The sequence below is a fragment of the Alicyclobacillus hesperidum subsp. aegles genome (assembly GCF_027923525.1).
GTDB lineage: Bacteria > Bacillota > Bacilli > Alicyclobacillales > Alicyclobacillaceae > Alicyclobacillus > Alicyclobacillus aegles.
The window spans coordinates 184,337-198,793 of sequence record NZ_BSBJ01000005.1; the positions used below are offsets into that span (position 1 = coordinate 184,337).

The 14,457-nt window shown below is 53.6% G+C and carries 11 protein-coding genes and 1 riboswitch; all 11 genes read left to right on the forward strand.

Annotated features, from left to right (window positions below):
* The first annotated feature begins 5 nt into the window (after window positions 1–5).
* A complete protein-coding gene (locus QMF38_RS03740) occupies window positions 6–1,190 on the forward strand; it encodes an acetyl-CoA C-acyltransferase (protein WP_281758713.1) in 1,185 nt (394 codons plus the stop codon).
* 51 nt (window positions 1,191–1,241) lie between these two features.
* A complete protein-coding gene (locus QMF38_RS03745; protein ID WP_281758714.1) occupies window positions 1,242–3,023 on the forward strand; it encodes an acyl-CoA dehydrogenase family protein in 1,782 nt (593 codons plus the stop codon).
* A gap of 29 nt (window positions 3,024–3,052) precedes the next feature.
* Entirely contained in the window at window positions 3,053–4,690 is a 1,638-nt protein-coding gene (locus QMF38_RS03750; RefSeq protein WP_281758715.1) for a long-chain-fatty-acid--CoA ligase, read from the forward strand.
* A gap of 12 nt (window positions 4,691–4,702) precedes the next feature.
* Window positions 4,703–5,131, forward strand: a complete 429-nt coding sequence (locus QMF38_RS03755) for a PaaI family thioesterase (protein WP_083496257.1) — start codon at window positions 4,703–4,705, stop codon at window positions 5,129–5,131.
* A gap of 199 nt (window positions 5,132–5,330) precedes the next feature.
* Window positions 5,331–5,606 carry an IS1/IS1595 family N-terminal zinc-binding domain-containing protein gene (locus QMF38_RS14780; RefSeq protein WP_390853998.1) on the forward strand — a complete coding sequence of 92 codons (276 nt, stop codon included), beginning with the start codon at window positions 5,331–5,333 and terminating at the stop codon, window positions 5,604–5,606.
* Between the two features lie 468 nt (window positions 5,607–6,074).
* The gene (locus tag QMF38_RS03760) at window positions 6,075–6,617 is read left to right on the forward strand and encodes a GNAT family N-acetyltransferase (RefSeq protein ID WP_281758716.1); all 543 of its coding nucleotides are present in this window, start codon (window positions 6,075–6,077) and stop codon (window positions 6,615–6,617) included.
* A gap of 282 nt (window positions 6,618–6,899) precedes the next feature.
* Window positions 6,900–7,092: riboswitch (cobalamin riboswitch) on the forward strand.
* Between the two features lie 157 nt (window positions 7,093–7,249).
* Window positions 7,250–9,556, forward strand: a complete 2,307-nt coding sequence (locus QMF38_RS03765; RefSeq protein ID WP_281758717.1) for a ribonucleoside-diphosphate reductase subunit alpha — start codon at window positions 7,250–7,252, stop codon at window positions 9,554–9,556.
* A 74-nt stretch (window positions 9,557–9,630) separates the two neighbouring features.
* Entirely contained in the window at window positions 9,631–10,668 is a 1,038-nt protein-coding gene (locus QMF38_RS03770; RefSeq protein WP_281758718.1) for a ribonucleotide-diphosphate reductase subunit beta, read from the forward strand.
* Between the two features lie 41 nt (window positions 10,669–10,709).
* Entirely contained in the window at window positions 10,710–12,236 is a 1,527-nt protein-coding gene (locus tag QMF38_RS03775; protein WP_281758719.1) for a cobyric acid synthase, read from the forward strand.
* Complete coding sequence (cbiB, locus tag QMF38_RS03780; protein WP_281758720.1) at window positions 12,233–13,243, forward strand: adenosylcobinamide-phosphate synthase CbiB; 1,011 nt, start codon at window positions 12,233–12,235, stop codon at window positions 13,241–13,243. The genes QMF38_RS03775 and cbiB overlap by 4 nt, the downstream gene beginning before the upstream one ends.
* The gene (gene cobD / locus QMF38_RS03785) at window positions 13,240–14,316 is read left to right on the forward strand and encodes a threonine-phosphate decarboxylase CobD (protein ID WP_281758721.1); all 1,077 of its coding nucleotides are present in this window, start codon (window positions 13,240–13,242) and stop codon (window positions 14,314–14,316) included. Before cbiB ends, cobD begins: the two co-directional genes overlap by 4 nt.
* Window positions 14,317–14,457: the final 141 nt, after the last annotated feature.

Below are 14,457 nucleotides of genomic sequence, written 5' to 3' on the forward strand. Positions count from 1 at the left end.
CAGATATGCGGGAAGCAGTGATTGTTTCCGTTGCGAGAACGCCAGTTGGCAAGGCGAAGCGCGGTCTGTTCGCGCACACGCGCGTCGAAGACTTAGGCAAAGTGGCCATTCAGGCTGCTTTATCGCGTGCTCCCGGGCTGGATCCGGCGGAGGTCGAGGATGTCGTCATCGGTTGTGCGATGCCGGAAGGCGAGCAAGGTCTGAACGTCGCGCGCATCATTTCGCTGTACAGCGGTTTGCCGCAATCCGTGCCCGCGGTCACCGTCAATCGCTTTTGCTCGTCTGGGCTGCAAGCCATCGCGCAGGCGGCTGAAAGAGTCATGCTCGGGCATGCGGAAGTCGCCATTGGCGGCGGCGTGGAGAGCATGAGTCACGTGCCTATGACGGGCTTTAAGCCGGCCCCGCATCCCGGGATCTTGACCGAGATGCCCGACGTTTACATTGCAATGGGGCATACCGCGGAAAACGTCGCCCGACGCTTCGGGGTCAGGCGCGATGATCAGGACGAATTCTCCTATCAAAGTCACCAGAAGGCGTACGCTGCACAGCAGGCTGGTAAATTCGATGAAGAAATTGCACCAGTTGATACCAAGGTGTATGGCATCGACGACAACGGTCGGCCATGGTCGCGCGATGTTCACGTCACACAGGATGAAGGTGTACGTAAGGACACGACACCAGAGGCATTGGCGTCATTGCGACCGGCGTTTGCACGCGGCGGCAGCGTGACGGCCGGCAATTCGTCGCAAATGAGCGACGGCGCGGCGGCGGCTGTCATCATGAGCGCCGAACGCGCACAGGCACTCGGGCTAAAGCCACTTGCGACATTTCGCAGCTTTGCGGTGACCGGATGCGATCCGGCGGTGATGGGCATCGGTCCTGTTGGGGCCATTCCGAAAGCCTTGAGGCTTGCCGGAATTTCACTTGCCGATGTCGACCTTTTCGAAATCAATGAAGCGTTTGCTGCACAATGCGTGCAAGTGATGCGTGCACTTGAGATTGACCCGGCGAAGGTAAATGTCAACGGTGGCGCCATCGCCCTAGGCCATCCACTTGGCTGCACGGGCGCCAAACTGACGGCGACGCTCGTTCACGAACTGCGCCGGCGCGGCGGTGGTTATGGCGTCGTGTCGATGTGCATCGGCGGCGGCATGGGTGCGGCCGGCGTATTTGAAGTACACCGGGCATAAGGCGATTTGCTTCAATATCCCACTATGTACGTATAAAGGAGAGGGTTTGCGATGGCAAACAAGACACTTGCGATTGGCGGCGGATTTATTATTGAAGATACCGATCCGAATTCCATTGTTACGCCGGAATCGTTGACGGACGAGCAACGCATGATCGCCGAGACCACAACCAGTTTTGTCGAGGCAGAGGTCTCCCCGCATCAGGAGCAAATTGAAGGCTTGGACTACGAGCTGACCGTCAAACTGTTGCGCAAAGCCGGCGAAATCGGCTTATTGTCGACGGAAATTCCAGAAGCATACGGTGGTCTTGGCCTCGATAAAATGAGCGCAACGCTCATCAACGAGCGGGTGTCAAAGGCAGGATCGTTCGGGCTTTCGCTCGGTGCGCACACAGGCATTGGCACGTTGCCGATTGTCTACTTTGGCAATGAACAGCAAAAGCAGAAGTACTTGCCGAAGCTCGCCACCGGTGAATGGATTGCCGCGTACTGTTTGACGGAGCCTTCGTCAGGTTCGGATGCGCTGGGCGCGAAGACGACGGCGCGCTTGTCGGACGACGGCAAGTATTACATTTTAAATGGCACCAAACAGTTCATCACGAACGCTGGTTTTGCGGACGTATTCGTCGTGTACGCAAAAGTCGATGGGAAACTGTTTAGCACCTTTATTGTCGAACGCACGATGCCTGGCGTGAGCGTCGGTCCTGAAGAGCAGAAGATGGGTATTAAGGGATCGTCAACCCGCCAGTTGATCCTCGAAGATGTCCATGTGCCGGTTGAAAATCTGTTGTACGAGGTCGGCAAAGGCCACCAGATCGCGTTCAACATTCTGAATATCGGACGTTTCAAGTTGGCTGCGGGTGCTGTTGGCGGATCGAAGGATGCTATCGAATTGGCGGCTCATTACGCGAATGAACGCCAGCAATTTGGACGCAAGATTTCCTCGTTCCCACTGATTCAGCAAAAGCTTGCGCGCATGAACACGCGGACATTCGTGCTTGAAAGTGTGGTCTATCGTACAGCAGGCCTGCTCGATGCGGCCTTGGCGGATGTCGATATAACAGGGCCAAACGCAGGCATGCTGTCGGCAAAGGCCATCGCCGAGTACGCCATTGAGTGCTCCATCAACAAAGTGTTTGCTTCGGAGACGCTCGACTATGTCGTCGACGAAGCGTTGCAGATTCATGGCGGTTACGGCTTTATCAAAGAGTACAAGGTCGAACGCATGTATCGCGACTCGCGGATCAACCGCATTTTTGAAGGAACCAACGAAATCAACCGCCTATTGATTCCTGGAACGATGCTGCGCCGTGCCATGAAGGGTGAACTGCCACTCTTACAAAAGGCACAGGCCCTGCAGGCAGAGTTGATGCAGATGACGCCGACGCTCTCGACACCAGAAGGAACGCTCGCCGAAGAGGCCCAGTACATCGCCAATGCGAAGCGCATCTTCCTCATGGTGGGTGGGCTTGCTGCACAGGCATTTCAACAACGGGTTGACGAAGAGCAAGAGGTGCTCTCCAACCTCGCAGACATTGCCATCCTGACGTTTGCCATGGAAAGCGCGTGGTTGCGCACGATGCAGCATGTCGAGCGCGCAGGCGAAGGCGCGTGTGCGAACGCGATCGCGATGACCAAGGCGTTTGCGTACGAATCCTTGGGCGAGATCGAGCGGTTGGCGAAGGAATGCTTGGCGCGCGTCGAGCAAGGAGATGCGTTGCGCATGCAGTTGTCGGTGGTCAAACGGCTTGCGCGCCGCACAGAGATCGACATCATCGGCCTAGAACGCGAAATTGGCCGTGCCGTGGTCGACGCAGAACAATACGTATGCTGACGCGAACGGTTTGAGAGGATGGTGAGCTCATGGAGAAAACTTGGTTAGCACATTATCCCGAGGAAGTCCCAAGCTCGTTTGCCTACCCTGAGGAAAACTTGGCGTCTTTCCTTGTTCACTCCGCGCAACGGTTTCCGAACAACCCGGCTATCTGGTTCTTCGGACATACGATGAGCTACCGCGAACTCCTTGACGCTTGCTGTCGTTTTGCCAATGCTGTGCGAGCACTCCCCCTTGCCAAGGGGGAGCGGCTCGCCATCATGTTGCCCAATTGCCCACAAGCCGTAATCGCCTATTATGGTGCCTTGCTGGCAGGTCTCGTGGTCGTCCAAAACAACCCGATGTATACCGAGCGAGAGCTGAAACACCAGTTGCAGGACTGCGGTGCAAAGGCGTTGGTCACACTCGACGAGTTGTGCCCAAAGGTTGAGCACATTCGGCACGAAACGGATCTGCAGCACGTCATTGTGGCATCGATGCGAGACTATCTGCCGTCGGGGACGCCGCTTGCTGAACCCCCATCGCTTACAGAGCAAAACGGCGTTATATTGTGGCAAATCTTACTTCGGCAAGGAGCTTCGGAGCTACCGCAGATCGAGATCGATGCGGCGGAGGATATTGCGCTGATTCAGTATACGGGCGGAACCACGGGCGTCGCCAAAGGAGCAATGTTGACGCATCTGAATCTGGTTGCCAATACGATACAAAGTGCCCTGTGGTCGTATAAATTGCGGGATGGTCAAGAGCGATACTTGGGAGCTTTGCCTTTCTTCCACGTCTTTGGTATGACCGTTTTGATGAATCAAGCGATGTATAAGGCGGGCATGCTGATTCTCGTGCCTAGATTTCAAGCGAAAGACGTGCTGCGCTTCATCCATGAATTTAAGCCAACCGTCTTTCCGGGGACGCCGACCATGTACATTGCGCTCATGAATCACCCTGACGTCGGCCAGTATGATCTTTCGTCCATCGAAATATGTGTGAGTGGAGCGGCTCCGTTGCCACTCGAAGTGCAAGCGCAGTTTGAACGTTTGACCGGCGGCAAACTGGTGGAGGGCTATGGCTTGACAGAAGCTTCGCCAATCACGCATGCGAACAACTTCTGGGGCGAGCGTAAAAATGGTTCAATCGGTATCCCATTTCCTGACACGGAGGCGCGCATCGTCGACGAAAATGGAAACGATGTGGCGACAGGGGAAATCGGTGAACTGGTGGTACGCGGTCCGCAGGTGATGAAGGGCTATTGGAATAAGCCTGCTGAAACCGCTTCCGTCCTCCGCGATGGCTGGCTCTTTACAGGAGATATCGGTAAGATGGATGAGAACGGCTTTTTCTATATCGTCGATCGCAAAAAGGATGTCATCATCGCGGGCGGTTATAATATTTATCCGCGCGAGATCGAAGAGATATTGTACGAGCATCCGGCGGTCGCCGAAGCGGCCGTGGTCGGGGTCACGGATTCGTATCGCGGGCAGACGGTCAAGGCGTTTATTCAACTCAAGCCGGGCCAGCAGGTGACGGTTGAAGAAATGGACGCATGGTGTCGAGCAAATTTGGCTGCCTATAAGGTGCCGCGGGCCTACGAATTTCGAGAATCCCTACCGAAGTCCGCAGTGGGCAAGATTTTGCGCCGCGAACTTACCGAAGAAAGCAAACAAAATGCATAAGGGGAGGATGAGATGCGGTCGTCGATGAATCCGCACGGCGTTGATCCTCTGGTTCTGGAGCGCACGGCGGCGGGGACTTTTTCCGATTACACGGGAATTCGTGTTACCGCCATTGGAGAGAACGAGATCGAAGCAGAACTGGAGATTCGTCCTCATCATCTCAACGTGGCAGGTATCTTGCACGGGGGCGTTCATGCGACGTTGCTCGATTCGTTGATGGGGGTATTGGTGATTTTGCAGTACCCAGAGGATCCAGTTGTAACCACGAACCTGAACGTACACTTCACCGAACCGGTCTCAGAAGGTACATTGCGTGCGAAGGCTGCCTTTGTCCACCGCGGCGGGCGCACGATGACGGTAGAGGGACATGTTCATAGTGATGATGGCAGGTTATGCGCATTTGCCACGGGCACGTTCCGCGTCCTACACAAGTCGAAGTAATGCCATATGTTGCGTTGTCCACAAGCGCGAGCGGAACTGTCCGCTCGCGCTTCGTCGTTCGCATGTTTACACATCGCTCTGTTAGCCTTAATTGTTGTTTTCTTTGACCATAATGGTACGATTCTGGAAAAAGGATAATTCATAGACGGACAGGGCGTTGCATATTAAACACATTCGAGAAGCACAATTCCGCATTGGTGTGGTTTGTCCACGTTGCCAGAACAAATCAACCATTCGTCACGGTAAAGTAGATGACCGCCAACGGTATCTGTGCAAAAGTTGTCGTGGCACGTTCAGCGATTTGACGGGTACACCACTGGCATATGTCAAGAAGTCGACGGATATGTGGGTTGAAGTCGCTCGTTGCATGCGAGATCGTGCCGTCAAATTGCATATGAACTCGGTATCGCCGTGTCTACTGCGTTCAATTGGAGACACAAGGTACTGGTTTCACTTCACTCCAGCACGGACTTAGCAACTGTATTTTCAGGCATCGTTGCTCGTCAGATGTTGCCCATACTCAGTCAGAACACGGTACTTTGCACTGACGCTTACCTGAGTTGTAAAAATCAAACTAAATTGTATGTCATTTGCCAAGCCCCCCCTCAATCAAAGCAAGGGCGAACGCACGAGAGGCGTATACCACATCCAGAACGTCAATGCCTATCACAGCCGTTTGCAGGGCTGGATGCAACGATTTCTCGCCATGTCCTGCATCGATAGTAAGATGGTTCAATACAAATCATATGCTCTTGCAGGAAACTGCGTCATTTGTAACGAATCTATTCTGAATTATCAATATGCTGGAAGTTTATTTTTCGTCTCTCATGAGACAGGCGAACGAGAACCCGACCAACTATGCCGCAGAGATTGTTATCACTCACTTGGTCGGAAGAGAACTACCACCACCAGTTAGCACGAATGGAGAGAGGGGGAATGGGTAGTGTTTAGCCACAAAGTCAACGAAGACACACAATTGAGATTGTTGGAAGTTCGAGATGCTGACCAGTTATTTGCATTGTTGGACCAGTCACGCAGTTATCTCCGAGAATGGTTACCTTTCGTTGACGGGACACGTACCGTTCGGGATATAGAAGATTTCATTCAGTCTGGATTACAGAAGTACGCAGCCAATAACGGTGTGGAACTGGGTATATGGTATCGTGGTGAACTCGCAGGGGTTCTCGGTCTCCACTACATCAATTGGACGAACCGATTGACAAGCGTCGGGTATTGGATTGGTGAGATGTTTCAAGGCAAGGGCATTATGACAAATTCATGTCGAACACTCATTGACATTCTTTTCAAGGAAAATGGACTGAACCGAGTTGAAATACGGGTTGCTCCGCAGAATCTAAAAAGCAGGGCAATACCTGAGCGTTTGGATTTTCAAAACGAAGGATGTAGACGACAAGCCGAATGGTTATATGACCACTACGTAGACCACATCATTTACGGAATGCTCGCACAGGATTGGAAGGTTTGATTTTGAATCAAATGGGCTGTCCCAAAAGCCCTTGTCAAATGACGCAATCCCAAAAAGCAGTCCGCCTCAACTTTAAAGTGGGGCGGACTTTTCATATCCACGCTGATTTAGAACGGTGCAGTCGGAGAAGAATTTCTCAAGAAAACCTTTTGGGACACCCCCATTTAGATTTTCGAAAACAACATTTAATGAGAACAGAGCGTTACACATATATACCGCAAACTTGGTTGTCGAGACTTGTCAAACACTATATCTAGTGTTAATCTCATTCTGCAAACCACAATTACATAGACGAATCCTGGTGCTCGCAATCGCGAGTGAAAAGGGAATCCAGTGGAAAGCTGGAACGGTCCTCGCCACGGTGATGTTCGATGTGCAAGCTATGGCTCTCAGCCAGCCACTCCGTCCTTGATGGGGGAAGGCGCTAGCACAGATGAGACTCAGTCCGGAGACCTGCCAGGATTGGTTGTGCATCACTCCCACGAGGGATTGGGAAGGGGCGATGGACGTAAAAACACGTGGTTCGAGCGCTTTGGCTTAGCTCGAATCAAAACCGTAGTTTTAGAATGTCGAACCCTGTTCCTTGATGGGAACAGGGTTTTTCTATGAAAGCGATGAGGAGCGGATAGATCATGACGGAACAAAGCGCGACCGGTGTGGCGCAAATGGAGAGGGAAGAATGGACCGAGCGGCTTGCGTCATATCGCGTGTACAAGTACAACGGCGGGGAGGCAGGATTCGACCCGAAGAAATTTTATACATTTCTCGAGCGTGGATGCGCACAAGTCGACGGGTATGATCCAGAAAGCTTGGCGCAGGCGATTTACCCGCAGCTGCGCGACGGCATGGCGACGTCTGAGATTGCCAAGATTGCAATCCAGGCAGCCGTAGAGATGACAAATGTGAATGAACCGAAATGGCAGTTTGTCGCTGCACGCCTCCTGTTATTTGATTGCTACAAGCAGGCGGGACGCAATCGCGGATACGACTCTATCGGTTATGGGGACTTCCACGAATTGATAGAACAGCTTGAACGAATCGGACGCTACGGCACCTACGTACGCGAGCACTTCAGTGTGGAAGAAATCAAGGAACTGGCCGCCTATATCAAGCCCGAGCGGGACTACTTGTTTAACTACGTTGGTCTTAAACAACTCATGGATCGTTATGCCATTCGCAACCTCGCCGGCGGTATCATGGAACTGCCTCAAGAACTATTCATGGGCGTGGCTATGCACCTGGCGATGAAGGAACAGGACAGGCTCCACTGGGCGAAACGTTTCTACGACATGCTGTCGACGTTACAGGCGACCGTTGCAACACCGACGCTCAGCAATGCGCGCAAACCGTTCCATCAATTGAGTTCCTGTTTCATCGACATGCCCGAGGACGATCTCGTCAGCATCTACGCGACAGATGAGGCTTTTGCGAGAGTTTCGAAATTCGGCGGCGGCATGGGCATTTACGTTGGCAAAATTCGCGCGCGCGGATCGGCTATCCGCAACCATCCCGGCGCCAGCGGTGGCGTGGTTCCCTGGATTCGGAACTTCAATAATACGGCTGTTAGCTGTAATCAATTAGGCATGCGCAGCGGTGCAGCGGCTGTTTACCTGGACGTATGGCACAAGGACATTCTTGACTTTCTGCAACTGCGCACGAACAACGGCGACGAGCGCATGAAAGCACACGACATTTTCCCAGGTGTCTGCATTCCCGATTTGTTCATGCGCCGGGTCGAAGAGCGTGGTACGTGGCATCTGTTTTGTCCGTACGAAGTGCAAAAGGCGATGGGATTTTCGTTGGAGGATGCTTGGGGCGAAGAGTTTGAACGTAGATACGAGGCTTGCGTAAACAATCCCAACCTGCCTCGCAACGAAATTCCTGCCATCGAGATCATGAAACGAATTATGCAATCTGCCTTTGAGACCGGCACACCATTTATCTTTTTCCGCGATGCGGCGAATCGCTTAAACCCGAACAAGCACGCGGGCATGATTTATTGCAGCAACCTTTGTACTGAAATTATGCAAAACATGAGCCCATCGCGGCGAAGTGAGGAGATTGTCGAAGGCGATGTCGTCACCGTGCGGCAACAAGCAGGCGATTTTGTCGTGTGTAATCTATCTTCGCTCAACCTTGGGCGGTGTCGTGATCGCGAGTCGATTCGGGAGACGGTGCGCCGACAAATTCGCGCGATGGACAATGTGATCGATCTCAATCACTACCCTGTCGCACAGGCGGCCATTACGAATCGAAAGTACAGGGCAGTTGGCCTTGGCGTCAGCGGCTATCACCAATATCTCGCCGAACACGGGCTCGTTTGGGAATCTGAGCAGCACTTGCGGCATGTCGACGAGCTCTTCGAATGGATCAATTACTTTGCAATTGAAGCATCGCTGGAACTGGCAAAGGAAAAGGGGCCGTATCCACTGTTTCATGGCTCTGATTGGGAGACGGGCGAATACTTCGAACTGCGCGGTTACAGGAGCCGCCCGGGTGGCCCGGATTGGGATACGCTACGCGCACAAGTTGCTCGCCACGGTGTGCGCAATGCGTACCTTGTCGCCATCGCGCCGACGAGCAGCACAAGCCTCATTGCGGGCAGTACCGCCGGAATCGATCCCGTGTTCGCGCGCTTCTTCCTCGAGGAGAAGAAAAACGGTGTCGTGCCACAAACGGCGCCGAATTTGAACGAACGCACATTCTGGTACTACAAAGAGGCGCACACCATTGACCAGAGTTGGAGCATCGAAGCGTGTTCGGTGCGCCAGCGGCATGTAGATCAGAGTCAGTCGTTTAATCTGTACATCACACCTGACATCAGTGCGAAGGCTTTTTTGGACCTCTACTTGTTGGCGTGGAAGCGGGGTTTAAAGACGGTTTACTATGTGCGCAGTAAAGCAGTGGAAGTGGAAGACTGCGTGGCTTGTTCGTCGTGATCGCGAAGAACATGCCTGGTATTAGATCATGAAAAACTCGTGCGCGTCACGACTCGAAATAGGAGAGATGATCTATGAAGTTGGAACGGACCAGACTGTTTAACGCGGCGGGTGATCGCGATTGGGGCAAGCGGCGCATCATCGGCGGGAATACGACAAACATGATTGAGTTGAACAACATCAAGTACGATTGGGCGTATAAGCTGTACCGCGCCATGATGAATAATTTCTGGATTCCGGAAGAAATCGCGTTGGCGGACGACGCCCGTCAGTACGATGCGCTAAGCGAGGATGAGCAGCGTAGCTACAATAAGGTATTGTCGTTTTTGATTTTCATGGATAGCCTGTTGACCCACAACTTGCCTAACATCAACGAATACATCACGGCTCCGGAGGTCAATTTGTGCCTCACCGTACACGCATTTCAGGAAGCGGTGCACTCTCAGTCGTATGGCTATATTCTTGACTCTGTCGTCAATGCGGCCACGCGCGATGCCATTTACAATGAGTGGCGGGAAGATGAGCATCTGTTGCGCCGCAACCAGTTTATCACCGACTTATTTGAACAGTTTATCGCCGATCCGAGCGACCGCAACCTATTGAAGACAGTGGTCGCCAACTATATTCTCGAAGGCGTATACTTTTACGCTGGGTTTAGCTTTTTCTTTGTGCTCGGTCGTCAGGGGAAGATGTTGGGGACAGTCTCCGAAATCAAGTTTATTCAACGAGATGAGCTCACACATTTGGCTATTTTCCGCAATTTGTACCACGAGATTATCCGAGAAAACAAAGGATTGCTCACGCCTGAACTGGAACAAGAATTTCTTCAAATGATGCGGACTGCGGTCGATCACGAAGTCGCCTGGGGACAGTATGTGACAGGGGGCAAGATTGCAGGGCTGACGGACGTCTTGATCGATCAATACATCAAGTATTTGGCGAACATACGCTTGCAGTCACTCAATCTCCCTATTCTATATCCAGAAGTAACAGAACATCCCATGCCTTGGCTCGACAGTTATGCGTCCATGAATTCCATGAAGACAGACTTCTTCGAACAGCGCGTGACCAGCTACACCAAAGCTGGAAATCTAAATTGGGACGAACTGTAATGTGAGTATAGGCTCGGTACGTATGACAGGGGGCATCATCCGTGGCGCATGCCATCATGGTGGTTGGGACGTCCTCGAACGTCGGGAAGAGCGCCATTTGCACAGCGCTGTGTAAGATTTTGGCCGATGCTGGTTATCGCGTCGCGCCGTTTAAGGCGCAAAACATGTCGTTGAATGCAGCTGTGACCAAAAAGGGTGCCGAGATCGGTCGGGCACAGGCCGTGCAGGCCGAGGCGTGTGGGATTGAACCGAATGAACACATGAATCCGGTACTGCTGAAGCCAACCGCTTTCAATGCGTCGCAAGTGGTGCTTCAGGGTCAGGTGTATGGCACAAAAACCACCGAATCGTATTTTCGCGAACAGCGGCAAGCCATTTGGACAAAGGTTGAAGAAAGTTACCGCGCGTTGGAACAGGGTTTTGACGTCATTGTCATTGAAGGGGCCGGTAGCCCGGTTGAAATCAATTTGAAGGAACACGACATTGCGAATATGCGGGTCGCCGACATGGCCGACGCAGACGTCATTTTGGTGGCCGATATCGATCGCGGCGGCGTCTTCGCTTCGGTCGTCGGTACACTCGCGTTGCTGAGTCCGGCCGAGCGCGCGCGTGTCAAGGGCGTCATTGTCAACAAGTTTCGGGGGAACGCGAATCTCTTTGCCGAAGGCGTACGCATGCTGGAAGAGCTGGCTGGCGTCCCAGTTCTCGGCGTTGTGCCATACGTCTTAGACATCGGTATTGACGAAGAGGACTCCCTCGGGTTGACGGGCGATCGCTACAGACAACCAGAAGGTGCGGGAGATAATTTGCTCGAAATCGGAGTCGTGCAGGTTCCGCACATCTCAAACTTTAACGATTTCGATCCACTGTTCGCCGTTCCAGGCGTATCGGTTCGGTTTTGCCCACGCCCGCAGGATCTCGCCGGCTGTCACGCCGTCATCTTGCCTGGAACCAAGAATACAATCGAAGACCTTCGCTGGTTACAGGAACGCGGCTTTTTTGCAGCCATTTGGCACGCATTCGCAGGTGGGGCGGCGATCGTCGGCATCTGTGGCGGATACCAGATGCTCGGTATTGAAGTGGAAGATCCATTTGGCGTCGAGTCAGGCGAGAGGTGGTGCTCTGGTTTGCACCTCTTGCCTGTGCGTACGGTGATGGCACAGAACAAGGCGACTTACCAAGTTGAAGGCGAGACGACCTTGTATTCGGGAATCCCTGTTTCCGGATATGAAATCCATATGGGCGAGACCCTGCCATTGGTGGGTACCCGGCCTTTTGCACAGATCACACGCCTCGGCGAAGGAGTACGGCGTGACGACGGAGCCGTCTGGCATGCCGGGAGGGTGGTTGGCACCTATTTGCACGGCGTCTTTGACAACGATGCATTTCGTGAAGCGTGGCTGCAGTCAATACGTGGTCGCTTTCGCCTGGAAACAAGCACTCGCGGCGCAAGAAGTTTTCGTGAACGGCGATGGGATGCGATTTGCCGCTTTGCGGACGTCGTCCGTGCGCACATCGATACCGCCACAGTTCGCACGTGGATTGAGCAAAGGGCGTCGAATGGATGACGCCTACGATCCATGCGGTCATCATACATATCTTGATCACTGCCGCGGCGCTGGGCGTCGATCGCGCAGTTGGCGATCCGAAGTGGCTCCCACATCCCGTCGTTGCGATTGGGCGTTTCGTCCATGGGTTCGAAAAACGTTTCCATCGGGTAAACGCCGCCCCGTGGCAACAGTGGCTCGCGGGTGCCGCGCTAACCTTGTCGACGATAACCTTGGTTTTCGGTGTAACCTGGGGCGTTCTGGCGCTTTGCACCCGGATCTCTCCTTGGTTGGGGCTGATCGCGAATATCTGGATTTGCTCGACAACCATCGCTTGGAAGGGTCTGCGTGATGCAGGGCACATGGTCTACCGCGAACTGAGAGAACATGGGCTCGCGGGTGGTCGCACTGCTGTGTCGCACATTGTAGGGCGCGACACAGCTGAACTGTCGGAAGCAGAAGTCGTCCGCGCTACGGTCGAAACGATTGCCGAGAATTTGGTCGACGCAGTGGTGTCGCCCGCGCTGTTCGCGTTGGTCGGTGGCGCTCCGCTCGCCATGCTGTACCGCGCTGCCAACACGCTCGACTCGATGGTCGGGTACCGTAACGATCGATATCGCTGGTTCGGATTTGCCTCCGCTCGATTGGACGATTTGCTCAATTATGTGCCAGCTCGAGTCGCGACGAGCTTGTTGACAGGCGCGATCGCGTGTACAAAAGGGGACCTACGCTGCGCTTGGCGGGCACTTTATCGCGACGCGCACAAACATCCCAGTCCCAACAGTGGCATTCCGGAAGCGATGGTGGCAGGTGCATTGGGCGTTCAACTGGGTGGATTGAACTTTTATGGTGGCGTTGCTTCACACCGTGCCACGATGGGAGATGCGCGCCGAGCATTCACGCGAAACGATATTGAACAAAGTATCCGTATTCTCAATGTTGCTTGCTGGCTGCTCATGGGCGCGCTTGTTGCGGCCATGGGTGCGATCGCCTTTGTAGCACTACGAGGAAGGGGGATCACAGGTTGACACACGGCCATGGGGGGCGCGTATACGAATATGCGGAACAGACAGGCGTTGCCCCGCATGAACTGCTTGACTTTAGTGCAAACATGAATCCACTGGGTCCGCCCGCGACGGCGCTTGCCGCCATTTCGGAACACTTAGCTGAGATTCGTCACTACCCTGACGCACGCCACCTGGAGGTGCGCGAAGCCATTGGTGAGCGTTTTGCCCTGCCAGCAGACTGCATCATGTGTACAAATGGTGCGGCGGAGGCCATTGATATCGCCATTCGCCACCTACGGCCAGGAACGGTGTGGATATTTGAACCTGCCTTTGCTGAGTACGCCCAGGCGGCGGCGCGTTCGCACTGTCATATCGAGCGCTTGCCCTTGGCAGAGAATATAAACGTGTGTGAGGCGCTTTACGCGGCGTCGGTGCGCGAGGGAGACGTAATTGTCCTGAACAACCCGCATAATCCCACGGGGGCGATATGGACAGCCAGGCAAGTGTCCCTGGTCATCAGCTTTGCAACGGAGCGTCACGCAAAAGTTCTTGTGGATGAATCCTTTCTCGACTTTCGGCACGATGAAGAGAACTACAGCGTACTGTCAAAGGTTGTCATGACAAAGGATGTGCTGGTCGTGCGCTCGGCGACCAAAATCTATGCCATTCCTGGCCTGCGCTTCGGCTTTCTCGCAGCACACCCGTCGTTTATTCGCGAGATCGCCAAACATCGCGATCCTTGGAGCGTCAACCAATTGGCACAGCGGGCCGCGCAAGCAGCGTACCGGGACCGAGATTTTCTCGACGCGACACACGCTTGGCTTGTAACCGAAAGTGCATGGATTCATGCGACTTGGGGCAAGCGCCAGGACGTCGTTTTGTACCCACCAAGCGTCAATTACGTGTTTTGTCAACTTGCCGACGATATACCTATTTCCGCGATGCTACAATCATTTGCCGACCGTGGTATTTTTGTGAGGTCTTGTGCAAACTATCATGGCTTGAGCGACCGTCACATCCGCTTTGCGATCCGCCTGCACGCGGACAACGAGCGCCTGTTCGATGCGTTTTGCGCCTTTATTGCGAGTTTGTGAGCCTGCCACAAGAGCGTGCCAAGTGCGTGTTATTGTCGGAAAGGGCGGGATTTTGTCCCGCTTTTTTCACGTTTTTTGCGAACTTGCAATTGAATTTTTGCGTTGCGGGATTACAATAAATCACGTCATATGGCATCCATA

What these genes read in the sequence shown, in the direction of transcription:
- QMF38_RS03740 (WP_281758713.1), top strand. Translation starts at nt 6, where the DNA reads ATGCGGGAAGCAGTGATTGTTTCCGTTGCGAGAACGCCAGTTGGCAAG.
- QMF38_RS03745 (WP_281758714.1), top strand. Translation starts at nt 1,242, where the DNA reads ATGGCAAACAAGACACTTGCGATTGGCGGCGGATTTATTATTGAAGAT.
- QMF38_RS03750 (WP_281758715.1), top strand. Translation starts at nt 3,053, where the DNA reads ATGGAGAAAACTTGGTTAGCACATTATCCCGAGGAAGTCCCAAGCTCG.
- QMF38_RS03755 (WP_083496257.1), top strand. Translation starts at nt 4,703, where the DNA reads ATGCGGTCGTCGATGAATCCGCACGGCGTTGATCCTCTGGTTCTGGAG.
- QMF38_RS03765 (WP_281758717.1), top strand. Translation starts at nt 7,250, where the DNA reads ATGACGGAACAAAGCGCGACCGGTGTGGCGCAAATGGAGAGGGAAGAA.
- QMF38_RS03770 (WP_281758718.1), top strand. Translation starts at nt 9,631, where the DNA reads ATGAAGTTGGAACGGACCAGACTGTTTAACGCGGCGGGTGATCGCGAT.
- cbiB (WP_281758720.1), top strand. Translation starts at nt 12,233, where the DNA reads ATGACGCCTACGATCCATGCGGTCATCATACATATCTTGATCACTGCC.